Genomic DNA, 22,303 nt, shown 5'->3' with positions numbered 1-22,303 from the left:
ACGAACAGCAAAGGGAGTGTGACTATGTTATCCAGTATCGGGATTCCCGGGCTCATTCTCATTTTGATCATCGCCTTGGTCATTTTTGGACCGAGCAAATTGCCGGAAATTGGCCGGGCGTTCGGTCGGACGCTAACCGAATTTAAGGCCGCGGCTTGCGATTTGACAGCAGATGATGAGGAAGCGCCAAAAGAGTCGGCAGCCAAGGCGGAAGGAACAACCAAACCAGCCAATTAAAAAACAAAGAGGCCATGCGTATGCGCGGCCTCTTTATTTATGAGAAAGCGCTTTTCTCCAGCAGGTTCATCACCCATTTGCACCATTCGATTTCTTCGCGCTCTTGCCGAAGCCGGCGCTGGTACAGAATGTAGCGGCCAAAATGGGTGCAAGCAATATCTTCAATGCTGTCGCCAAATGTATCGCGCATTTTGCGTAATTCTTCCTCGCGATAGGCGATTTTCTCATTGATCGCTCTCATGCGTTCATCAAACAGCTTTTTCGCTGTGGCGATGTCCGTCAACCAAATCGCATACACCTTCACCAAGAATTCGTCACGGATAACGGGTACCGCAGGAGATTGGGCAATCCACTCCTTCAAGATGGACAAGCCCTTATCAGTCAATGTGTATATTTTTTTATCCGGTTTTCCGGATTGCCCTACCAGTTCGTAAGTCAGCAAACCGTCCTGTTCAAGCTTCTGCAGCAGGGGATAAATCTGACTGTGTTTGGCTTGCCAGAAGACTTCCAGCAGTTGTTTCAACTCGTATCCGGAACACGGTTTCCGGACCAGCATGCTTAAGAGTGCATAGGCAAGAGAATTCATGTCCAACCTCCCAACTACCTAGTAGTATAGCATAGGAGACAAGTTGTGTAAAAATTTATATATATAAATATTGACATATAACATTGAGTGGTACTATACTTGATCAGGTTGATATATAAATTTTGACATAACAAAAGGACGGACCTGCCGATTGGGTCATCCGGAATTATAGAAGGAGTGTCATATGGGTAAAGCAAAGTTATGGACCAAAGATTTTTTGATTGTTTCGCTTGCCAACTTTTTTCTGTACTTTACTTTTTATTTGCTGATGGTAACGATCACCGTGTTTGCCACAGAACAATTTCAGGCCACGCCGAGTGAGGCTGGGCTGGCTTCCGGTATTTTTGTAATCGGTACACTGCTGGCTCGTCTGATCATCGGGAGAACGATCGATCGCATCGGGTGGAAAAAGACTTTGTACATTGGCTTTATTTTGTTTTTGCTGACGACCTGTCTGTATTATTTCGTCAACAGCTTAACTTTCCTGTTCATTAACCGGTTCTTGAACGGCGCCGCCCTGGGGGTTGCTTCTACGGCGACAGGGACCATCGTCGCGCGAATCATTCCGAATGAACGGCGGGGGGAAGGCACGGGATATTATGCGCTGAGTGTTACGCTGGCGGCGGCAATCGGGCCGTTTTTGGGGATGTATTTGAGTCAACATGCCGGGTTTTCGATGAATTTTACCGTCTGCAATATCTTGTTGGTACTTAGCTTCTTTGCTGTCTTTTTTGTCAACGTGCCAAAAATGGAGTTTAGCAAAGACCACTTCGCAAAGATGAAAGGTCTCTCCATTCGCAGCTTCTTTGAGGTTAAAGCGATCCCGATTTCTATCATCGCTGCCTTGATTGCTCTTGGCTACTCCAGTATTTTGACTTTCCTGACGTCTTATGCCAAAGAAATTGACCTGGTCGATGTCAGCAGCTTTTTCTTTATTGTTTACGCGCTGTTTATTTTGGTCTCCAGACCGTTTACGGGCCGCTGGTTTGACCAAAAAGGCGAGAACCTGGTCATGTACCCGTCCTTTATCTTGTTTGCGATCGCTTTGGTTGTGCTGAGTCAGGCACATCAAGGATTCGCGATTTTGGCTGCCGGCGCTTTGGTCGGACTTGGCTACGGGACATTTTCTTCCAGTGCGCAGGCGATTTCCATTAAAGTCTCGCCGAAAGATCGCATGGGGCTGGCTACGTCGACCTTCTTTATTTTCTTGGACGGCGGCATTGGGATTGGGCCGTTTGTGCTTGGATTGCTCATTCCTGTGCTCGGCTATCGCGGTCTCTATATTGCAATGGCGGTGCTCGTATTTCTTTCCTTGTTCCTGTATTACTTCCTGCATGGCCGGAAAGCGGGGAAAGGGTCCGCTCCTGTTGCCTCGAACTAAAAATTGTCGGCATTCATGCAAAAAAGACGCCTCGGCGATCAGCAAACCGGCTGATCTGTCCGAGAAGCGTCTTTTCTGTTTTTGCATGCGGCGCTTAGCCTTCGCCCAGCGGCCTGTTTTTTTGCACGGTACTTTGCAGTTTGCGCTTTTGGCTGCTGCGCTCCCAGGCGAGTGAGAGGAACAGACTGAACAGAAGGATCAGTGCGCCAAATGTGTACGGCAGATTGATATGAACGTCAAACAGGATGCCGGCCAGGGAAGGACCAATAATATTCCCCAGACTCATATAGGCATTGTTCATCCCGGCGACAAATCCTTGCTCGTCTCCGGCCATTTTCGACAGCATTGTGTTGATGGCCGGCCGCAGGATCGAGGTAACGGCAAAGAAGATCAACGTTATGATCATGACGTACCAGAAGTTGCCGGAGAACAACATCAAAATCAGGCAAAGGGCTGACAACAAAAAGCAAAGGTTGATCAGCAATTTTTCCCCGTAGCGCTGAAGCAGCCGGTTGATCACCAATGCCTGGATAATGACCCCCATCAAGGCACCAACTGTGATCAAAATGGAAATATCCTGTGCGGTATATTGATACTTGATATCGACATACAGTCCGAAAATAGCCTCAAAGTTGGCCAGACCAAACGTTAAAGAAAAAACGAGAATCAGCAAGATAAAATAAGGAGCCTTGACGGACTGGACGAGCTGGCGAAACATACTTTCCCGCTTATTTTTCGATTGCCGTGCTTCCAGCTGGCTTTGCTTGGAGAGGGTTTCCGGCAAGATCAGCAGCGAAGCGATCGTCGCTAATGCCGCGACGCCGGCTGACGTATAAAAAGGTACCCGCAGGCCGTAACCCGCCAGGAATCCGCCGAGGCCGGGGCCGATCACAAAGCCCAACGACATTGCCGCCCCTAACCAGCCCATTCCTTTTCCGCGATTTTGCTCGTTCGTAATATCGGCAACATAGGCCATCATCGACGGGATCATCAAGGAAGCGCCGATTCCCCCCAGCAGCCGCGACAAGTAGAGCATGCCAATTTCATCTGCGATCCCGAAGATCCATTGCGAGACGGTGAACAAAACCAGTCCGCTTACGATCATGATTTTTCGTCCGTATTTGTCGGATAGTTCGCCGGCAAGCGGCGAGAAGATAAACTGGGTCAATCCAAAGGCTGCCACGAGATAGCCCAGCGTACTTCCGCTTGCGCCAAACTCAAGCATGTATTGCGGCAAGACGGGAATAATCAAGCCGATCCCCAGCATGGCGATAAACATGTTAACCATCAAAATATACAACGGTACATTGCTATTGCTTTTAACTGACATCTGACATCTCCTTCAATCTGGACTTAGTGGTTGCGGATGAAACTTTTGCCGGAATCGGCTGAACCCTTCATTTGTGGTTAACGGTTATCGGGTGTGCGGTTTTGTGACAGCTTCATGGATCTGAGCATATGTGGGGTTCGGGAAGAACAGAACGGTAAACCCATTATAAACGCAGCTGTTATTTTTTTGTTTTAAAAAACTGTAAAAAGATACAGTTTGCGGTACGTCTGGTTATGGCATCCGCACATATGTGTCGGGGGGCAACGCTTTGACGAAAGGGCTCAATTCCCCGCGGTAACAAAGATACAGCTCGTGCATCGCGCGCGTACAAGCGGTGTAAAACAGTTTTCGCACCATCTCATCCCCGTATTGCTCAGCAGATGCATTGAACAAAATGACGACATCAAACTCAATCCCTTTGGCCAAATAAGAAGGGATAATCAATACTCCCGGTTTAAATGTAGTCGCGTTTTTTTCCACCAGCTGCACAGGAAGCTGCTCCCGCAAAGCTTCATACGCCAGCTTGCTTTCATCGGCTGTCTTGCAAATGACAGCGATCGTCTGGTACGGCTCTGTTTGCAGGCGAGTGATCAGTTGACAAATTTTCTGGATTAAGTCGCTCTGGTTGCGACAGGAAATGAGCGTCGGTTTGTTTCCGTCGCGATTGAACGGCTCAATCGCTTCTCCGCCGGGAATCAATCCCTTGGTAAATTCCACGATCGGGCGAGTGGACCGGTAACTGCGGGACAAACGCAGCATCTCGATTTGCTCCGGTTTGAACCGTTCCATAAGCGGGGCAAATTCCCCAGGGACAAACGGTTGAATCGCCTGGTTGAGATCGCCCAAGACGGTGAAACGGCTGCGGGGGAACAGATGCCGCAAAAAGGCAAACTGAAAGGCGGAATAATCCTGAGCTTCGTCAATAAAGACGTGCCGGACAGTCGTATTTCGCCGGAAGCCTTCGATCAACTCCTGCAAGTACAAGTAAGGCGTTGCATCTTCATACGGCAGTTCGCCATTGTCCAGCCTGGCTATCGTTTGCGCGCAGATGTCCGGCCAATAGTGAAGCTGTTCGATTAAACCGGCATGGTGCCGAATTGCTGACGGATCGGCAAACAACTTGCGGTAGATCGCTGGCATGTTAATAAAAGCGAGCTGTTTGATTTGTTGTTGAATCGGCTTGAACGTCTGGCGCACGACATAGCGTGACAAAATTTCCTGTTCCCGTGCGTAATCGTCAAAGCTGTCCTGTGTCCCCCGTCTTTCCCGACGGAGCTGCTGATAAGCTCTGGTGTAGGCATCCTTGTCGAGCAGCTCGATTTCATCCTCAACCCAGCTTTTTTCTTGTTCCGCCTGTTCCCGTTCTTGCAAACGCCGGAGCAATTGTTCGGCGAGTAGTCTCATCCGATTGGGCAGATTGAGAGCGGGATCTTGCCGATAAAACAGCTCGCTGATTTCCGAGGCGGAAATCAACACTTCATCGCGATGACGCAGATCGTGAAAGACCATTCCCGTATTCCCCAAGGAAGCGGCATATTGCTCAATCAGTTGCATAAAGTCGGGACTTGCTTTAAAACGAGCGCTTTCCATCCGCGCCGCATAGCCCGGTTTGTCTGCCGCGGTTAGTGCGAATTCCAATAGGGTGTAGGGATCTTCCACATGGAAATGATCGCCCAAACGCCGCTCCAGATAGTCCTGGAAAGTGGTCTGTTGCATGTTTTCTTCCCCCAGTTCCGGCAGCACAGTCGATATGTAGCTGTTGAACATGGGATTGGGTGAAAACAGGACGATCTGCTCAGCCTGCAATGTCTGGCGATAACGGTATAACAAATAGGCAACCCGCTGAAGGGCAGCCGATGTCTTGCCGCTGCCGGCCGCTCCCTGGACAATCAGCAGCTGACTGCGTTCGTTGCGGATAATCTGATTCTGCTCTTTCTGGATGGTCGCCACGATGCTTTTCATCTGGGTGTCAGCCTGTTTGCCCAATACGGCCTGAAGAAGCTCGTCGCCAATCGTTATGCCGGTGTCGAACATACTTTGGATCTTCCCATCGCGAATGATGAATTGACGTTTCAGATCCAATGTTCCGTAAATGGTACCGCCGGGTGTCTCATATTGTGCAGGGCCGGGCGGATAATCATAATACAGGCTGGAAACCGGCGCCCGCCAGTCGTAAACGAGAAAATTGAGTTCGTCCTGATCGAGCAGCGAAGAAATGCCGAGATAAATTTGCTCGGAATGGTTGCTTCCTTCTTCGCGGAAATCAATTCTGCCGAAATACGGGGATTGCCGCAAGCGAAGCAGCGCTTGATGGCGAAGCAACGCATGGCGGTGACTGCGTTCGCGCTCAGACAAGACTTCGGCCTGTTGCTTCAAGCTGGCATACGTCTCCGCCGCTTCGTGGGGATCATCGAAGTTCACGGTGACATCTTCCCAAAAATTTTTGCGGATATCGATGATCTCACCGCGCAGATTGCCGACCTGCTGCTGCAAGGCAGTCAGTTGTCGGTCAATTTCTGCAACCACTCGGTTGACTCGCAATTGTTCGCTGTGCCATTCCTGGTTGGAATTTTCCATGATGACCACCCCTAAAAAAATTTAGTGCAAATAGCCTTTGACACGCCGTCGATTTTGTGGTAAGATTATTATTAGAGAGTTATAACCAAAATTAATTAGAAGAGACGACTTCTTCATTATAACATGCCGTACGCTTGAAATTCAAAACTTTTTTGCGGAAATGGATAAAAAACCCTCTATAAATATAGAGGGTTTTTTCATGCTTCCTGTTACTTACTTGTTTTGCGCCGCATTGACGGCGGCTTTGCCTGCTTGTAACACAACGTTGATTTGCTCGTTCATATCGTAAGGCTTATACCAGCCTTTTTGCATCATATAGCTGCTGATTTTTTCGTGAAAGGCTATCTCCTCGTCCATCTGTTTGCGCAACACGGCGCGCAGTTCAGGGGTGGCCGCTTCGGAAATCGCCACTGCGTAGTTCTTGATCCCCGTCTTCGCTGCGTTTAACAAATCGCCGGCGACGACTTGGTCGGTCATCACATTCATACCGGTCATGTTTTCCATTACGCTATTCATCGCGTTCACCTCCAGCTGTCAGGATAAGAAACCTTGCAATTCTCCAATCTGCCGTTGCGTTGTTTGCACATCTTGCTGTAACAGGCTTCGCAATGCTTCATCGGTCACCAAAGCCTGGGAAACCGTCGATTTGGTTAAGCATACGCTTTTGAAATTCATGATTTCCGTCAGTTCCATCGTCTCGTGAAAAGCGAGTTGTTTGGCCATCCTGTTCACCTCCCGTTTTAGATTGTCCTGAATGAAGACAAATATCCAATCAGGAGGGGCGGCCGTTACAATTGTTTGGACTTGGTACTGACCGCAGCGCGCGGTTTATGTCTGGACAAGTAGAGCAGGAACAACAACAGCAAACAGGCTTGCAGGACAATGGCTCCCGAAACGGCTCCGCCTGTGTAAACAAAAAGGTAATAAACGGCGGAACCAATCATCATCAGCAGATTTTCCACAAAATTTTGTACGGCGATCGTCTTTCCCGTTCCCACAAGTGTTTTTCCTTCTTCTTGCAGGATGGTGTTCATCGGGACGATGAACAATCCACCCATAAATCCGACAAGGAGCAGTAAGGCAATGGTCAAAGGGGCAAGCGGGAACCAGGGAAACAGCAGGATCAGCGCGAACAGCAAAAAGCCAAACCGCAGCACGCGTTCCAACTTGCGCAGCGGCACCAGCCGCGGGGCGAGAAATGCGCCTGCTACGATTCCGATTGAGGTTGTTGCCAGGATCAAGGAAACCGCAATACTGTCCGGATCAATATGCAAGGCAGCCGGAATCCAGGCCAATACTGCGATGCGCAAGACAGCCGAGCTCATCCAGAAAGCCCCTGTTCCCACCAGGGAAAAGCGGGTTTGCCGTTTGTGGAAAAGCAAGCGGACGGTGGCAACAAACTGCCGTGCCTCTGTCCGATACCGAATCGACGCATCTCCGCCTTGACGGGGGATGAACATCGTCAGTGCGGGGGACAAAAGATAGAGCAGCAGGCAGAGCAAAGTTGAGTGGTTCACAGGCGCGGTCGCGGCGATCGCCCCACCGAGGCCAATTCCGGCCAAGATGGCTACAATCGTGTATGCTTCCATTTTGGCGTTTGCCCGAAACAGTTCGTCTTCCGTAGCAGTCAGCTCCGGCAAAATTCCGTATTTTGCCGGAGAATAGATGACGGCTCCTACTCCCACGGTAAAATAGCTGAGTATGAGCACAACAATCTGGCTGTGATCGAGCGCGATCAATAGCAGCAGCCCCAAAGCTTTCACCAGATTGCCGACGATGAGGACGAGCGTCTTGGGATGCTTGTCGGCCAAAGCGCCGACAAGCGGAGCAAGAACAAGATAAGGAAGGAAGAAAAAAATCGAGACGAGCGCGAGCGCTGCCTGAGAAAAGCCATTTTTGCTCAACAAATTGGCGATCACAAACAAGATCATATTATCGGCAAAGGCAGAGAGAAATTGCGCCAGATAGAGGGAGGGCAACGGTTTCATCCGTAATTTCATTAACCTTCCCGCCTTTCCGCGATTTGCTGTAGTGTAACATAGTCTGTTTTCCCTGTGCCCAACAGAGGAAACTCGGGCATAAAGTGTAGGGCCGACGGGATGAGCAGCGGAGAAACTTGCTTCTCGCGGAATCGGTCGCGTATCGCCCCGAGGCTGACGGTTGCGTCGTTCGTAAACAGCAGGATTTGTTCTCCTTTTCGCGCGTGCGCAATGCTGACCGCCGCGAAGCCGGGGTGATCAAAACATTGGCTGGCCAATTCTTCGACGAGATTCAGGGAGACCATCTCCCCGCCGATTTTGGCAAAGCGCTTCAGGCGGGATTTGATCGTGATAAACCCGTCTTGATCGACTTCCACCAGATCGCCTGTGGCATACCATTCGCCAACTGGCTGAAAGTCTTGGTTATGCAGCAAATATCCTTTCATCACATTTGGCCCCTTTACCAGCAGTTCGCCCCCTTCGGCGATGCCCTCAACCGGTTTCAAGCGATAATCAATGCCCGGCAACAGGCGTCCGACACTGCCTGCTTTATTTTGCAGCGGTGTATTAAGGGATAAGATAGGCGCGGTTTCCGTTGTTCCATATCCCTCCAGAATCCGGATGCCGAATTTCTCCATCCAGAGTTGCCGAACCTCGGGGCGCAGCTTTTCGGCGCCGGCAAACACATAGCGCATCGAATAAAAACTGAATGGATGTGCCGCCTTCCCGTAACCGGCGAGAAAGGTGGAAGTCCCGAAAATGATCGTCGCATTTCGGTCATAACAAAGTTCAGCGATCACTTTATAATGCAGCGGACTCGGATAAAAATAGACCGGAACGCCCAGGATGACGGGCAGGAACGTCCCTGCGGTCAAGCCAAAGCTGTGAAACAGCGGAAGAGCATTCAATATTTTATCCTTGGCGGTCAGGTCGATCACACTGCGCGCTTGCTGCACATTACAAAATAAGTTGGCGTGGCTCAGGACAACGCCTTTCGGTTTGCTTTCGCTGCCGGATGTGAACAAAACCAGCTCTTTATCGCTGACGGAAGCGCGCTGTTTGCGCAGATAGCGGAAATAAGCCCGCACCGCGTCCCCGAATCCAGCGGATGCCTTCACATCTTCCAAATAAATGATCTGAATTTTCTGTTCAATAAAGGCCGCCAACATCGGCTCCAGCTTCCCTTTGGCAATAAACGTCCGCGAAGTCAAGATCGTCTTGATTCCGGCAGTTTTGCAGCAATCGAGCAGCGTTTGGACGCCCAGGGAAAAATTGAGGATTGCCGGTGTCACGTTGAGGCGAAACAGCGCCAGCAAAGCGACAAGATGGCCGTTGGAGCTGGGAAGAAACAGCCCGACTGTCTGTTGGTCCGGACATTTTCTGTTCAACAAATCGGCGAGCAAATAACTGCCAAGCAACAAACGGCGATAGGTCAGTGAGCCGGTTGGATCTTTGGCGATTGCGACCCGGCTGCCATGGATGGCGGCAGCGTGCAGTACCTCATTAAACAGATTGACCTCGTTTTTCGCCCGGCTGGCAAACCATTCTTTCTGCAAGGTGCGCAAAATGAAGTCGCTGGCCGCCGCTTTTTGAACTTTCATGGAGATGCCTGGCTGTTTGGGCAAAGGAAAGGGATCACCGACCGTAATCGTCACTTGCGGAAACCAGACCGTTCTGATTTTGCCTCGCAAATAGGAGAGTTTCGACCGTTCCAGTCCTTGCAGGATGACGGGATAGAGGACAACCCCTGTCCGCATCGCCAGGTAGGCAACACCGCTGTAAATTTTCATCAGGCCGCCGGTTGTCGTGATGCGTCCCTCGGGGAAAATGACCAGCGATTCGCCTTTGTTGATGACCCGGATCATCTGCCGGACGGAGTAAGGATTGAAGGGGTCAACGGTAATATGTTTGCACAAGCGGATGACGAAGGAGAACCGTTGGGCAATTTCCGTGTTGACGACAAATGTCACGTTTTTGGGCAGATACAGAGCAAGCAGAACCGCATCCAGCAAGGAGACATGATTGGGAATCAAAATATGCGGCCGGGAGAAATCAAGTTTGCGCAAACCTTCGATTCGCAGGCGAAAGCACAAGGTGAACAGCCACTTCAGGATGATGCGCATAAAGGTCATCTTCGATCCACACCTTTGTAAAAAAATGATTGCTTGCTTTTCATTGTAGAGTGCGATCGCGATAAAAAAAGTACCAACTTTTCTTGGTACCTGTCTGATTTGGCGCAAAACCGTCAAAGCTGAACCTGCTAAAACAGCCTTTTTTGCTTTGCTTTTGCCGCTGCTTCCTTGCTGGACTTGACCCCCAGCTTTTTAAGAATCCGGTTTATGTGGTTTTTGATCGTGCGTTGGGTAATATGCAAGGTTTGTTCGATTTGCGACTGGGTCTGTCCCTGATGGACCAGTTTCAAAATTTCCTTTTCCGCCGGTGAGAGCAGGCGCTTAGCCTCCTGGTTTTTCAGTCGCTGCAGCTCCTCGCGCAATGCGGCTGCGGCTGTGGGATGGATCGCCGATTGCTGGCGATGGGCCGAGCGGATGGCTTCCGGGATCTCGCGAAAGTTGCTCTTGCTGATGTAATTGATGGCGCCGGCAGAGAAGGAATCGACAATGATCTCGGAGGCTTGCAGGGAGGTTAACATAATGATCTGGCTGGTTGTCCCCTGCTCTTGCAACGTCATGGCAACCTCAATTCCGTCCAGTTGATTTGCGGTCAGATTAATATCCAGCAGGATGATATCTGCCGTCATTTGCCGGCATACGGCAAGTGCCTCCTGTTTGGTTCCGGCCGTTCCGATCACAGTCAAATCTTCTTCGGCGTTGAGGAAATCAGCCAAGCCGTTCCGCCAGTCGATATCATCCTCCACCAGAATTACGGTAATCTCGTTCACGCGTTGACCTCCTTGTTCAATTCCTCTTTTGGCAACAGCACTCGCTTGCGCGGAAAGTAGAGCGATACGGTTGTCCCTTCGTTTAAAACACTGTATATTTCCAGTTTGCCTTGATGTTTTTGCATCGCGCTGTAACAGTAGGACAACCCGAGTCCAAAGTTATTGCCGCCTTTTTTCGTGGAGAAAAACGGATCGAAGACATGTCGCAAATTGTCTTTGTCAATCCCCGTTCCGGTATCGGAAACCGTCACCAGATAATGTCTTTTCAGCAGGGTGGCTTTAAGCGACAGCGTGCCACCGGATGGCATCGCCTCCAGGGCGTTTCGGCAAAGATTGGTCAATATCTCCCGCAGTTGAATGGGATCGCAGTTCAGCAGCGGATTGGCCTGCAGCGCCGCCTTGATTTCCACTTGATGAGCGGCGGCATCCGGCTGCAAATGGTCGGCCACCTGTTCGATCAGGCTTCCGGGGTCGATCCATTGTTCCCGCAGTACAATATCCTGCAGCTGTCCTTGAATCCGGTTCATCATCTCCAAAATCTGGCGGGATGACTCTGCCAAGATGAGCGCGTCTTTTTGCAAGTCCGGCTGATTGGTTTTCCGGGCATAGCTGTGAATCCGTTCGGCGTAGAGCGACAGCTTGCCCGCTTCATTTTTAATCGTATGGTTCAGAATTTGCGTGCCGGACGTGATCGCCCGCAGGGTGCTGTCCAACCGCCGCCGCTCGATGCGAAAGCGAACGCCCAAAAAGCCGTACTTCACACTGATCAACAAAATGAACACAAATTGGATTCCCACCACGATGGCATTATAGCGCCAAGCTTCATAATTGTGCTGGATTCGCATTGCATACAACAGGATAAACATAAGCAGAAGCGGCACAATAATCAAAATGTTGGTATAGAAACGGCTCTTGCGGAGGTGCGGCTCTTTTTCTCTGCGATACAAAGTCAGCAAAATCCAGCTGGCGGCAAAAAAATAGGGAAATACCCATGCGGCCAGCAGCCAATAGTTCAACTGCAAGACCGGATAGATCGGGGTAACAAGCAGCATGAGCAGTGGCGGAAGCAGGGTGAGGCAGCTCAAGAAAGTTTTCGTTTTCGCGCGGAACAGTTCTCCGGAATGGACAGCAAACATGAGAAAGGCATAGGGAAGGCCAACCTGACAAAGAAACGAAGAGCCTGTGCTGATTCTGTAAAGGAGCTGTTCCGTCCCCGGTAGTACCAGCTGGTGCTGCCAAAGGAAAGGCAGCAGCGTTTCTTCAATCACCGTTGCCAAAAAACCGCCGCTGCCGACAAATGCGGTTACGCTGGCCCAGCGAATAAACGTCTTTTTCGGATCGATAAAGAAAACCAGCGTTCCCAATGCCCAGATAATGAGCAAGACAACTAGCATCATTTTTCCGTATTTTCTCCCTTTTTATTGTAAGTCTATTATACCGCAGAATGGGGGGTTGCCAGCTTGCCAAACACCCGGTTGATGCAAAAACCTATCAGCCTTTCCCAAGGTTGAGTACCCAAATGCATCCTTCCGAGCTATTCGTCCAAACAAGCCAGCAGCCAAACCATATGATACATAGAGAAGATTGAGTGTGTGAGGTTGAAGTCTTCCCGGAAGATGGCTAACGAATTAGGAGTGAATGAGGTGGAAACAAGATATAAGATTATTCCGTCAAGACGAAGGTCGAACGCAATGGTGGTGCACCCGGAAACAGCGGCGAATTGGGGCATCGAAGCTGCCGGACGAATGACGCTGAGGTATGGGCTGGCCTCTTTGCCCGTCAAGGTAGGCTTTTCGTCGAAGGTGGAGAGAAATGAAATCCTGCTCTCCGCGGAAATGGTCAATCGTCTGCGCATCCCATTGAGCAACCAGTTTGATGTGATCTACAAAAACGGCAAGATTCGCATCGGCCCGGTGATCGGTTTTTTGATCACGCATTCCGCCCGTGATTTCAGCAAAAATTTGCGGATACTCAATGATTACGTCAGACTGTACGACCAGATCGGCGGAACGATTATGGCGTTTTGTCTGGAAAATGTCAACCGCAAACGACGCACAATCAGGGGAGCCGTCTATAACCCGCGGACCAAGCGCTGGGTAAGAGGTGTATACGGTTATCCCTCCTCCTTTTTCATTCGCAGCAAAATGATCCCGAGAGATTACAAGATTCACTTCCAACGGGTATTAGGCAAGGCGTTTTTTAACAACTTTACGTTTGACAAATGGAGGATGCAGCAGATTTTGCTGACCGGCGGTTTGCGCAGGAATCTGCCGCCGAGTCAACTTTACAGAAATCCCGAGCAAGTTGGCGTTTTGCTGCGCCGATATGGCAGTTTGTACATCAAACCGATATGGGGATCGAGAGGAAGATCGGTGATCAGGGTGAGCCGCAGATCGCGGCAGCTTTTGGTCAAATATCGCAAAAATAACCAGAATCAAACAGTTCTTTTCACCAGTTACCGGAAATTGGGCGATTTTCTGGGGAGGTTGCTTACGCCTAGCCAATACATCATTCAAAAAGCCATTCCCTTGCTTTCCTACCGGAAACGGATCATCGATTTTCGCAACATCATGGTCAAAAACGGTCGGCGGCAGTGGGAAGAAGTCGCCTTAATCGCAAGGTTCGGCGCTCCGAACAGTGTCGTCAGCAACATTTCCGCCGGAGGTTCGGCGGAAAGGGGAGAGGATACGCTCCGCCGGATGTTTCGCCTGACGCCGGACGAATTGCAGCATTTCCGCGAGCGTATCTCGCGCTTGTCGTTCCGAGTGGCCCGCTGTCTGGACGAAGTCGGCGTCAACTGTGGAAATATGGGCGTCGATATCGGCGTTGATGCCAATGGCCATCTGTGGATTTTGGAGATCCAGCATAACAATCCCGATCCGACGCTGGCGCTCGATGCGCAGGAAACCGGTGTTTACATCAAAATCCTATTAAACCACCTGCTCTATTTGAAGTATCTGGCCGGTTTTGAAACAAAAGAGGGAGAGGATGAATGATGCCAAAAACGGTCGGTATTTTGGGTGGAATGGGACCGATGGCCACGGTCGACCTGTTCGCCAAAATCGTACAGAATACCTCCGCGTCCGTCGACCAGGAACACATCCCCATCCTTATTTATAATAATCCGCAAATCCCCTCGCGTGTCAGTTCCATTTTGCACGGAACGGAAAGTCCGGAAAGGGAATTGATTCGCACGGCCAGATGCTTGGAGCAGGCTGGTGCCGATTTCCTGATCATGCCTTGCCATACCGCGCATGTTTGGTTTGAACCGGTGCAAAAAGCGATCGCCATTCCCTTTTACAGTATGGTGGAGATCACCGTTGATGCGGTCATAAAAAATTATCCGACACTCAATCACCGGATTTTGCTGCTCGGCACAAAGGCAACGCTGCAGCAGCGTTTGTATCAGGATGCTTTTGCAAGAAGCGGCTGGCGACTGCAAGTACCATCGGAAACGGAGCAAGATCTGGTTACTGCCGTGATTGAAGAAGTCAAAGCATCACGCATCGCCGACAACCCCTACTTGCCAGCACTGAAACAACGATTGAACCAGTATTATTCTTCAGGAGTGACGGCTGTTCTTGGCGGCTGCACGGAAATCCCGCTGCTTTTCCCGTATTTGCCTGAACAGCTGCAAAAGCTTGATCCAACGCTAATGTTGGCGCAAAAAGCGGTCCAGCTCGCACGACAGGAAGATTTGCCTACAGGAGGGTGCTTATGATCCGTTTAACCTTACGAAATGTTCTGCGTCGCATTAATGGTACGCTCACCCGCGGAACCGGAGAAGAACCGATAACCCATGCCACGCTCAATGTGGATGAAATTCGCAAAAATACGCTGTTTTTTGAATATCCGAGCAGTCCCGTCAATTGGCGGAAGATTGCCGTGCCTTCGTCGCTGATCGTTATCACAACTGACCCGCTGCGTATCTTGAAAGCGGTTGGGAAGAAAATTACGATCGTCCGGGTAAAAGATGTGGACCGGGCCTACTGGGATTTCGTCCGGTATTACCGCAGCCTGTTTGATATTCCGATCATCGGGATTACGGGAACAAGCGGGAAGACCACAACAACCGAAATGGTGAAACATATTTTGTCACGTCACGGACGCGTACAGGCAACTTATGACGGGAAGAACAATTTGAACAACAACTTGCCGTATTTGCTCGGAATCGATGAACGGACGGAAGCTGCGGTTTTCGAGATGGGCGTTTCCCATCCGGGCTGTATCACGAACAGCTGCCGCCATTTTCGGCCGCAGGTTGGCGTCATTTTGAATATCGGGGTTTACCATTTGTTGGGCTGCAAAACGTTTGACAACTATTTGCGGGCCAAGGCAGAGATGGTTGACGGTGTCGCTCCGGACGGGACGCTGATTTTAAATGCCGATGACGAGAATATCGCCAAAATCGATGTCAGTCATTTTACCGGACGGCTCGTACGCTTCGGCATCAAAAATGAGGCTGATTATCAGGCAGAGGCGATTCAGTTTACGAAAAAGGGGATGAGCTTTGTCCTGCGCCATGAGGACCAAAGTCTGGAGGTACAGGTCAACGGTTTCGGTGAGCACAATGTCTACAATGCGATGGCGGCATTGGCGTCCGTGCATGCAATAGGCGTTGATCTGAAAGATGCGGCTGAATCCCTCGCTACTTTCAAACAAGTGCGCCAGCACATGGAATTTGTGAGAGGGCCGAAAAATACGACTGTAATCGACGACACATGGAATTGCACGCCTCTTTCCATGACAGCGGCTTTACAGGTGCTGAAGGCAAAAGCGGGCGAGAAGCGCAAGGTGGCCATCCTGGGCTACATGCCGCAGTTGGGTGAGCAAGCGAAAGGCGAATATGACCGAATGGCAAAAGTGGTCATGGAGACTGGCGTAGATCATCTGATCGTCATCGGCGAAGCGGAGCGGATTGGTCGGAAGGCTATCCAGTTAGGGATGAACCCCCGCCGCATTCGATATTGCAAAACCGGGGATGATGTGTATCGGGCGCTGCAGCCGGTGTTGGGCCGCCATTCGCTTGTTCTCTGCAAATTCCCTTACAAGTATCGCCTTTATAAATATCCCTCTTTCCGCAAGCTGAGAAAGTGGCTGATCGGATAATCAAGGTTGTCCGCGCAAAAGGATAGAGACCGAACATATCGGTCATCTATCCTTTGTTTTTTCGTGCAAACATGACCGCGAAATTGTAATACTTGTAAACGCAATCAACGTCGGAAAAACCGCAATGATTCAACCAGCGCAATTGCTCCTCAAGCGTGGCCATTTGATCCAGCTTGGTTCGTTCGTATGCAGCAGCGATCTCTTCCTGGGACAAGCCGCTGCTCTCCACTTTGTGCCGCCAATCATTTTTGTACAGGAATTCCAAGTACGCGGTATGCCCCAGGACTTGATCAGCGTTGATAAAAATACCGCCAGGATCAAGCAAGGCAAAAACCTTTTGATAGAGCCGTTGCTTATCTGGATCGGGCAGATGGTGAATCGACAGACCGGAGACGATCAAGTCATAGGACGATGAAAATTCATAGGTCAGATAATCGGCGTGCAGAAAAGTGATTTGAGGGCGCTGACGGAAGCGTTCGCGGGCGACATCCAGCATTTTTTCCGATAAATCGACGAGGGTGACAGCAGCCTGAGGATACCGTTCCAACAAGAACGCGGACAATAAGCCGGTTCCGGCTCCCAGATCGAGTATCCGCGGCTGTTGTTTCGGGGTATCAGCCAACGAGACGGCGATTTGGTAAAAATCATCGAAACAGGGGATTAATTTTCTGCGCTGCTTGTCGTACTGATCGGCGACTCGATCAAACGATTTGATTATATTTTGTTCTGTCGTCATGGTCCGCACGCTCCTATTGGGAAATCGATTCCTTCTCTTTCATTGTAATTCAGTTTTTCTATTACTCAAATATATAGTAATTATCATTGATATAGATTTTGCCTATGCCAAAAAGCCCGTGGGCGTCTTGGATCTTGCCCCGGGCTTCTTCACGGTTACAGCGGAAAGCCGGCCAAACGTTTGCAATATTGCATATTGTATAAACGCGCTTGGTGGTAGGTGGCCTTGTCGCCGGCGAGCAAAGCAATATAATGGTCGGGATTTTGGTTGTTGATTTCCAGAATCCATAGTTTGTCGGATCGATCGAGAGCCAAATCCAAACCTAAATTTCCGCAGTGAATGCCATAGTCCTCCATTGCCTTTGCCGCATCAATGGCCAGATCGGTCATCGATTGCAGGCAGTCATTCGCCTCGTCGTTGCTAAGACGAAGCGTTTTTCTCAAGGTTTTTACGCCATTTTCGGCAAAGCCGCCGGCGGTGATATTGCTGACAATGCTTTGTTTGGCTCCATAGCGGCCAAACAAACCTGCATTTTGCCATTCACCTGCCTGGTCTTTGACGAGGATGAGCCGAAAATCAATGATTCGCCCGTCGCGAACGGTCAACCTTACCGCATTTTGAATAATATATTGGCCAACTGTCAGGCGGTCGCGAAAAAAAGTGACAAACTCTTCGTAGTTGCGCAAGAAAAACTTGCGGTTTCGTTGCCGGTTGCGCAGTTTGACACGCACCCCGCCATTTTCCCACTCCGCTTTCAGCACGCCCATACCGAGCCGCCCAAGAATCGGCTTGATATAGACCCGATTATAGCGGAGCAGCGCATCGTAGATTTGTTGCGGATGCTGATAAAGAATCGTCATTGGCAAATGTTTGGCGATTTGCGGGTATTTTGACAGCCAACTGTGCATTTCCCACTTGTCAAAGACGGGAAAGTTGAACAGCCGATCGCCTAGTTCTTGATGCAAATGGTTGACGATCTCCGTAAATTTCTCCCAATCTTTCGTCATGCTCGCTTCCAAAATGGAAAACATGGCTGAAGGATACCCGTATACGCCTTCGACCCACCTTTTCTGATAGGGATGATAGAGAAAGCCGCGAATCGTTTGATGCTGACGGTTTACTCCCTCCAGCGAAAAGACAAGGACAGCCCCGCCGATCTGTTTGTACTTGCTGACAAAACTGTGCAGTTTTCGAACCCGTTGATAAAGCTGGCGGTGCGTGGTAGCAGCCAGAATGCCCATATATGGACCAATGATCAATTCCGGTTCCTGCCAGCGCAGTTCATATGCCGGAAAGCGCGGAAGACGCAGAAAACTGCAGGTATCTTTGGATAACCAAATGTCGAAGGGGTTGACATCATCGTTCGTGCAAAGTCGTACATGCTCAACTTTCGTCCCAAACCGAAGTGCAACTTGTTCTTGGCCATGTATCCCCAGTTCAATCGCATGGCTCGGATGGATCGTGAAACGGCCCGTGCTGTTTGAGTCAAGACGAACTGCATAGCGCATCCCCATGGTAAATCTCCTCTCAACAATTACCTCTCGTTGATAACCCACTACTTAATATATGAGCGAATGGTGGAGTCGCTTGGACACCTGTGGAATCTGTGAAAATAGATGTTTGACCCAAAGCATATGCCCCAATCAGATTTCCTGTTTGGCTTATAGAATAGTTTGAGGAGAGGCAGGTTATCCGATTCGGAAAGGATGGCTCATCTATGTACCTTAAACTGTTGGTCAACACCGAGCGGATCAGGCATGTAACCTTACATCCGAAGCAACTGGAGGAATTGGGGTTGCGGTCCGGTGCCCACAAGGAAGTGCGTTTCGGCCTGCGATCAGCCCTTGTGCAAATAGAGGCTGACAAGGAGGTGAATGAACGTGCGATTGTACTGTCCGAGGATATCGTCAACCTGCTGCGGATTCCGCTTTGCTGCCGCTATCAGTTGAAAATGCTCAACGATGTCCTGGCGATCGGCCCGTTTATCAGCTTTTTGACCTCCCCTAAAAACAAAACAAACCAACGTTACATTCATCAGCTGCGAGATTATTTGTCCCACTATGACCAGATTGGGGGAGCTGTTCTTGCCTTTGCGCTTGAGGGCGTTAATCAACGAACAATGACCATCGACGGGTATTTGTACAATCCGCAAACGCAAGAATGGCAGCACGGCACGTATCCGTTTCCCAGCGTCATCTTTATCCGGGGTTACGTATCCAGCCAAAAATGGATTGACTACTTCAAGAGAATGTTGGGGAAACGGGCCATCTTCAATGATTTTTACCTGGATAAGTGGGAGATGTACAACCTGTTGTCCCACAACGAGGAACTGCGTTCTTATTTGCCGACGACCGCAATTTACAAAACCCCCGCCAGCATACGCCGCTTTCTGAAAAAGCACACAGAAGCCTACTTGAAGCCGGTTGACGGAACGATGGGAATTTCCGTGATGAAAGGGGCCTTAACCAAGAGTGGCTTTACGATCCGCTACCGGAAGGATGATCAGAACAAAAAGCATGTTTTCGTCAGATTTCCGATGGCGACCAAATTTTTGCAGCGCTCTTTGCAGTCACAAAAATATATCATCCAGCAAGCGATTCCGCTGATTACCTACCACAAAAAATTGATTGACTTTCGCTTGATTGTCGTCAAAAACGGCTCAGGCAAGTGGGAGTATATGGGGATGATTGCCCGATACGGCGCGCAAAACAGCGTTGTCAGCAATATTTCTGCGGGCGGATATGCGGAAAAAGGCGAAGATGCCCTGCAAAAAGCACTTTTCCTGACAGAAGAAGAAACCAAAGCACAGGCCGAAAAAATGGCTGATCTGGCGATTCGCATCGCGGACTATTTGGACGCGACCGGTTTGCATTGCGGAAATATGGGCATCGATCTGGGGGTCGAACCGAACGGGCGAATCTGGATTATTGAAATTCAACATTACAGCCCTGCACATAGCATTGCCCTGGATGCCAACCAGCAGGAGATGTACCGCCGAATTCTGCTGAACAATATGCTCTACATGAAAAGACTTTCTGGTTTTTCTGAAGGAGGGAAGCCTTGTTGAAGACTTTGTATGTAAAGGAGATTGTGGAGAACATCGGCGGGACTTTGCTTACGAATCGCGAGGAGCAGCCGATTCGCCACGTTGTGGTCTATCCGCATCTTTTGCGCAGGCGAAGTTTGTATTTTGATATGGCGCGAAGAAGCAAGATCAATGAAAGCAAATGGAAGCAGTTGAGCGATTTGGTCATCGTTACGGATCGGCCAGCCTACTTTCTGGGCAAAAACCCCTCTTGGTCGATCATCGAGGTGGAGCACAGCCACCGGGCTTATTGGAAATTCATCGATTATTACCGCTCTCTCTGGGAGATACCGGTGATCGGTGTAACGGGAACCTGCGGCAAAACGACCGTCAAAGAAATGATCGCCCATATCCTGTCCAAATCGTATCGCGTCCAATCCACCTACAAGAGCAAAAACGCCCTTGACCGCAATCTGCAATATTTGCTCGGATTTGACGAGCGCACGGACGCAGCGGTAATGGAAATGGGAGTAGCCCGGCCAAACGATTTGTTAAAAAGTTGCCGGTATTTCAAACCGCAGATTGGCATTATCACCACTATTGGCACCGACCATCTGGAACATTGCAAGACACAGGAGAATTATATCCTGGAAAAGGCCAAACTCCTCAAAGGACTGGATAACAAAGGAACGCTGATTATCAATGGCGATGATGAAAACATCAAAAAAATTGACTTAAGCAAGTTTGAGGGGGAGATCATTCGGTTTGGCCAAAGCGAGGACGCAGACTATCGAGCGATGGATATCCGTTATACCGAGGGCGGAATGACCTTTATTTTGATCGCCTATGAGGAAAAGTATACCGCGTTCGTTCCCGGATATGGCGAGCACAATGTCTACAATGCAATGGCTTCTTTGGCCGCCGTGCAGGAAGTCGGGATGGATCTGGAGGAGGCGATTGATCGGTTAAAATCGTTCCATCATGTGGAGAGCCATCTCGAATTGCATATAGGATTAAACGGATGCACGGTTATTGATGACACGTGGAGTTCCAATCCTACCTCAGCCGGAGCGGCTCTCAAAGTGCTGAAGGAAATAGCCGATGGCAAAAAAACCGTGGCTGTTTTCGGACGGATGGAGCTGTTGGGAGAGCAGACGGAGCAGCAGCATGCGCTGGTAGGGGAAAAGGTGGCGCGTTACGGGATCGACACGCTCATTACCATTGACGAAACAGCCGCTCATATCGGCAAGCGCGCCTTTGAATTGGGCATGCCGCTGGAGAGAATTTATCGCTGCAAATCTCCGCGGAAAATTTTCAACATTTTAAAACAACAGCTAAATCAGCAGACCATCGTCCTGATCAAAACCTCGATGCTGGATAGTCGTACCAAGCTGATTAAACGAGTTTTGTTAAAGGAGCGAAAAAGGAGATGAAACTGCTTCAAAACCAGCCGAGACGGGTTGTTTTGCGCGATTGGGCCTTTCGGAAGATCAGATTGCGGGATCGGGAGATGTTTATCGAGTTTCAAAAACAGTGCGATTATCCGCTTAATTTGTGGTCGGCCAACTTCGATTATTTATGGGCCGACTCGCAATCGCGAGAAAAGAAGGTCATGTGGAGAATCGTCGACGGTATGCTGGTCCCCTTCGTCTTGATGAGAAAAGGCGGGTTGCACCTGGTTTGTCTGCCATTTGGAAAAGGCACGGCTGAACAAGTGTTGCAGACCGTTTACCGCTGTTTGAGATTTTGCAATCGTTGGAACCGCGGCAACGGATTCTCGATGGCAACGATTCGCACCGTAAACGCTGCACAGCTGGAATTTTTGCAGCAATCCGACAAGATGGGCAAATATTTTGACGTGATGCAAATTCGCGGCAAGGAAAGACATTTTGGCATTCAAAATCTGGTCAAGTTGGCGGGCAAAGATTTTGCCCGCATTCGCGAGGCGATCAATAAGTTTAAACGGGAACATCCGACGTTGACTGTGCGGCGCTATACCGATGAAGATTTTCGCAAATTGCTGCGGGTCAATGAAAACTGGCGCAAAACCGCCGGAAAAAAATACTCCCTGATTTTTGACGGCGTCTATTTTGAGCAAATTTTAAAAAGGCACAAAGAATTGGAGCATATCATTCTGGTTGTGGAAATAGACGAAAAGATCGTCGGGATGGTGACAGGAGGGCTGACGCCTGCGGGCAATGCTTGGGGTTGCCTGACCAAAAGGTTGGAAGGTTATAACGGCATCAATGAATTCATGATGGTGGAATTTGCGAGAGAGATTAACCGGGTTGATCCGTCCGCCGAGCTGTTAAACGTTGGCAGCGATTTGGGCGTGCCGGGATTGGTTGCCTTTAAGGAAAAATTCCGTCCGGTTTTAAGCCTGGAGCGTTACCGGGTACGGTTGAAATAACAGTGCCACAGAAAAAAGCCCCACATGCGAGTGG

Annotated in this window: 19 protein-coding genes; 8 read left to right on the top strand and 11 right to left on the bottom strand. The window is 49.8% G+C overall.

From position 1 onward, the window contains the following. Nucleotides 1–24: 24 nt before the first annotated feature. Nucleotides 25–237 carry a twin-arginine translocase TatA/TatE family subunit gene (tatA, locus tag JOD01_RS09375; protein ID WP_204518058.1) on the top strand — a complete coding sequence of 71 codons (213 nt, stop codon included), beginning with the start codon at nucleotides 25–27 and terminating at the stop codon, nucleotides 235–237. Between the two features lie 37 nt (nucleotides 238–274). On the opposite strand, the gene JOD01_RS09370 is transcribed toward tatA, so the two are convergent. Beyond that, nucleotides 275–823 (bottom strand): PadR family transcriptional regulator, encoded by a 549-nt coding sequence (locus JOD01_RS09370; RefSeq protein WP_204518057.1) that lies wholly within the window; start codon nucleotides 821–823, stop codon nucleotides 275–277. Nucleotides 824–1,007: 184 nt separating this feature from the next. On the opposite strand from JOD01_RS09370, the gene JOD01_RS09365 reads away from it, so the two are divergent. Then, nucleotides 1,008–2,204, top strand: a complete 1,197-nt coding sequence (locus tag JOD01_RS09365) for an MFS transporter (protein ID WP_204518056.1) — start codon at nucleotides 1,008–1,010, stop codon at nucleotides 2,202–2,204. 94 nt (nucleotides 2,205–2,298) lie between these two features. On the opposite strand, the gene JOD01_RS09360 is transcribed toward JOD01_RS09365, so the two are convergent. From JOD01_RS09360 to JOD01_RS09325, 8 genes are all read right to left on the bottom strand, one after another. Continuing rightward, complete coding sequence (locus JOD01_RS09360) at nucleotides 2,299–3,534, bottom strand: MFS transporter (protein ID WP_239565344.1); 1,236 nt, start codon at nucleotides 3,532–3,534, stop codon at nucleotides 2,299–2,301. Nucleotides 3,535–3,765: 231 nt separating this feature from the next. Continuing rightward, the gene (gene helD / locus JOD01_RS09355; protein ID WP_204518055.1) at nucleotides 3,766–6,111 is read right to left on the bottom strand and encodes an RNA polymerase recycling motor HelD; all 2,346 of its coding nucleotides are present in this window, start codon (nucleotides 6,109–6,111) and stop codon (nucleotides 3,766–3,768) included. Between the two features lie 213 nt (nucleotides 6,112–6,324). Next, nucleotides 6,325–6,627 (bottom strand): spore coat protein, encoded by a 303-nt coding sequence (locus JOD01_RS09350; RefSeq protein WP_204518054.1) that lies wholly within the window; start codon nucleotides 6,625–6,627, stop codon nucleotides 6,325–6,327. Nucleotides 6,628–6,645: 18 nt separating this feature from the next. Further along, a complete protein-coding gene (locus tag JOD01_RS09345; protein WP_204518053.1) occupies nucleotides 6,646–6,834 on the bottom strand; it encodes a hypothetical protein in 189 nt (62 codons plus the stop codon). A gap of 65 nt (nucleotides 6,835–6,899) precedes the next feature. Next, nucleotides 6,900–8,111: a lysophospholipid transporter LplT gene (gene lplT / locus JOD01_RS09340; RefSeq protein WP_204518052.1), complete on the bottom strand. Its 1,212-nt coding sequence runs from the start codon at nucleotides 8,109–8,111 to the stop codon at nucleotides 6,900–6,902. Further along, nucleotides 8,111–10,222, bottom strand: a complete 2,112-nt coding sequence (locus tag JOD01_RS09335) for an AMP-binding protein (protein WP_204518051.1) — start codon at nucleotides 10,220–10,222, stop codon at nucleotides 8,111–8,113. The genes lplT and JOD01_RS09335 overlap by 1 nt, the downstream gene beginning before the upstream one ends. A gap of 128 nt (nucleotides 10,223–10,350) precedes the next feature. Further along, a complete protein-coding gene (locus tag JOD01_RS09330) occupies nucleotides 10,351–10,989 on the bottom strand; it encodes a response regulator (RefSeq protein ID WP_204518050.1) in 639 nt (212 codons plus the stop codon). Beyond that, nucleotides 10,986–12,386, bottom strand: coding sequence for a sensor histidine kinase (locus tag JOD01_RS09325; protein WP_204518049.1), 1,401 nt, complete (start codon nucleotides 12,384–12,386; stop codon nucleotides 10,986–10,988). Before JOD01_RS09325 ends, JOD01_RS09330 begins: the two co-directional genes overlap by 4 nt. 246 nt (nucleotides 12,387–12,632) lie before the next feature. Here JOD01_RS09325 and JOD01_RS19985 point away from each other — a divergent pair, with 246 nt between their 5' ends. Genes JOD01_RS19985 through JOD01_RS09310 form a run of 3 tightly spaced genes read left to right on the top strand, consistent with a single transcriptional unit; the run spans nucleotide 12,633 to nucleotide 16,098 of the window. Next, the gene (locus JOD01_RS19985) at nucleotides 12,633–13,985 is read left to right on the top strand and encodes a YheC/YheD family protein (protein ID WP_204518048.1); all 1,353 of its coding nucleotides are present in this window, start codon (nucleotides 12,633–12,635) and stop codon (nucleotides 13,983–13,985) included. Then, a complete protein-coding gene (cuyB, locus tag JOD01_RS09315; RefSeq protein WP_239565343.1) occupies nucleotides 13,982–14,710 on the top strand; it encodes a cysteate racemase in 729 nt (242 codons plus the stop codon). The genes JOD01_RS19985 and cuyB overlap by 4 nt, the downstream gene beginning before the upstream one ends. After that, entirely contained in the window at nucleotides 14,707–16,098 is a 1,392-nt protein-coding gene (locus JOD01_RS09310) for a UDP-N-acetylmuramoyl-tripeptide--D-alanyl-D-alanine ligase (RefSeq protein ID WP_204518047.1), read from the top strand. Before cuyB ends, JOD01_RS09310 begins: the two co-directional genes overlap by 4 nt. 46 nt (nucleotides 16,099–16,144) lie before the next feature. Here JOD01_RS09310 and JOD01_RS09305 read toward each other — a convergent pair whose 3' ends face one another. Together JOD01_RS09305 and JOD01_RS09300 are read right to left on the bottom strand one after the other, a co-directional pair. Further along, complete coding sequence (locus JOD01_RS09305) at nucleotides 16,145–16,834, bottom strand: class I SAM-dependent methyltransferase (RefSeq protein ID WP_204518046.1); 690 nt, start codon at nucleotides 16,832–16,834, stop codon at nucleotides 16,145–16,147. Between the two features lie 155 nt (nucleotides 16,835–16,989). Then, nucleotides 16,990–18,348, bottom strand: coding sequence for a YheC/YheD family endospore coat-associated protein (locus tag JOD01_RS09300; protein ID WP_204518045.1), 1,359 nt, complete (start codon nucleotides 18,346–18,348; stop codon nucleotides 16,990–16,992). A gap of 203 nt (nucleotides 18,349–18,551) precedes the next feature. Between JOD01_RS09300 and JOD01_RS09295 the strand changes: the two genes are divergently transcribed. From JOD01_RS09295 to JOD01_RS09285, 3 genes are read left to right on the top strand one after another with little or no spacing between them, the layout of a single operon-like run. Beyond that, complete coding sequence (locus tag JOD01_RS09295; RefSeq protein WP_204518044.1) at nucleotides 18,552–19,901, top strand: YheC/YheD family endospore coat-associated protein; 1,350 nt, start codon at nucleotides 18,552–18,554, stop codon at nucleotides 19,899–19,901. Continuing rightward, entirely contained in the window at nucleotides 19,898–21,292 is a 1,395-nt protein-coding gene (locus tag JOD01_RS09290; RefSeq protein WP_204518043.1) for a UDP-N-acetylmuramoyl-tripeptide--D-alanyl-D-alanine ligase, read from the top strand. Before JOD01_RS09295 ends, JOD01_RS09290 begins: the two co-directional genes overlap by 4 nt. After that, the gene (locus JOD01_RS09285) at nucleotides 21,289–22,269 is read left to right on the top strand and encodes a phosphatidylglycerol lysyltransferase domain-containing protein (protein WP_204518042.1); all 981 of its coding nucleotides are present in this window, start codon (nucleotides 21,289–21,291) and stop codon (nucleotides 22,267–22,269) included. The genes JOD01_RS09290 and JOD01_RS09285 overlap by 4 nt, the downstream gene beginning before the upstream one ends. Nucleotides 22,270–22,303 lie beyond the last annotated feature (34 nt).

The organism is Brevibacillus fulvus (assembly GCF_016908525.1).
GTDB classification, from domain to species: domain Bacteria; phylum Bacillota; class Bacilli; order Brevibacillales; family Brevibacillaceae; genus Brevibacillus_G; species Brevibacillus_G fulvus.
Note: the sequence above shows the minus strand (reverse complement) of the source record. Positions and strands in the feature narration are given on the sequence as shown.

Coding starts and splice junctions, on each gene's coding strand:
- tatA (WP_204518058.1), top strand. CDS start 25: ATGTTATCCAGTATCGGGATTCCCGGGCTCATTCTCATTTTGATCATC.
- JOD01_RS09370 (WP_204518057.1), bottom strand. CDS start 823: ATGAATTCTCTTGCCTATGCACTCTTAAGCATGCTGGTCCGGAAACCG.
- JOD01_RS09365 (WP_204518056.1), top strand. CDS start 1,008: ATGGGTAAAGCAAAGTTATGGACCAAAGATTTTTTGATTGTTTCGCTT.
- JOD01_RS09360 (WP_239565344.1), bottom strand. CDS start 3,534: ATGTCAGTTAAAAGCAATAGCAATGTACCGTTGTATATTTTGATGGTT.
- helD (WP_204518055.1), bottom strand. CDS start 6,111: ATGGAAAATTCCAACCAGGAATGGCACAGCGAACAATTGCGAGTCAAC.
- JOD01_RS09350 (WP_204518054.1), bottom strand. CDS start 6,627: ATGAATAGCGTAATGGAAAACATGACCGGTATGAATGTGATGACCGAC.
- JOD01_RS09345 (WP_204518053.1), bottom strand. CDS start 6,834: ATGGCCAAACAACTCGCTTTTCACGAGACGATGGAACTGACGGAAATC.
- lplT (WP_204518052.1), bottom strand. CDS start 8,111: ATGAAATTACGGATGAAACCGTTGCCCTCCCTCTATCTGGCGCAATTT.
- JOD01_RS09335 (WP_204518051.1), bottom strand. CDS start 10,222: ATGACCTTTATGCGCATCATCCTGAAGTGGCTGTTCACCTTGTGCTTT.
- JOD01_RS09325 (WP_204518049.1), bottom strand. CDS start 12,386: ATGATGCTAGTTGTCTTGCTCATTATCTGGGCATTGGGAACGCTGGTT.
- cuyB (WP_239565343.1), top strand. CDS start 13,982: ATGATGCCAAAAACGGTCGGTATTTTGGGTGGAATGGGACCGATGGCC.
- JOD01_RS09310 (WP_204518047.1), top strand. CDS start 14,707: ATGATCCGTTTAACCTTACGAAATGTTCTGCGTCGCATTAATGGTACG.
- JOD01_RS09305 (WP_204518046.1), bottom strand. CDS start 16,834: ATGACGACAGAACAAAATATAATCAAATCGTTTGATCGAGTCGCCGAT.
- JOD01_RS09300 (WP_204518045.1), bottom strand. CDS start 18,348: ATGGGGATGCGCTATGCAGTTCGTCTTGACTCAAACAGCACGGGCCGT.
- JOD01_RS09295 (WP_204518044.1), top strand. CDS start 18,552: ATGTACCTTAAACTGTTGGTCAACACCGAGCGGATCAGGCATGTAACC.
- JOD01_RS09285 (WP_204518042.1), top strand. CDS start 21,289: ATGAAACTGCTTCAAAACCAGCCGAGACGGGTTGTTTTGCGCGATTGG.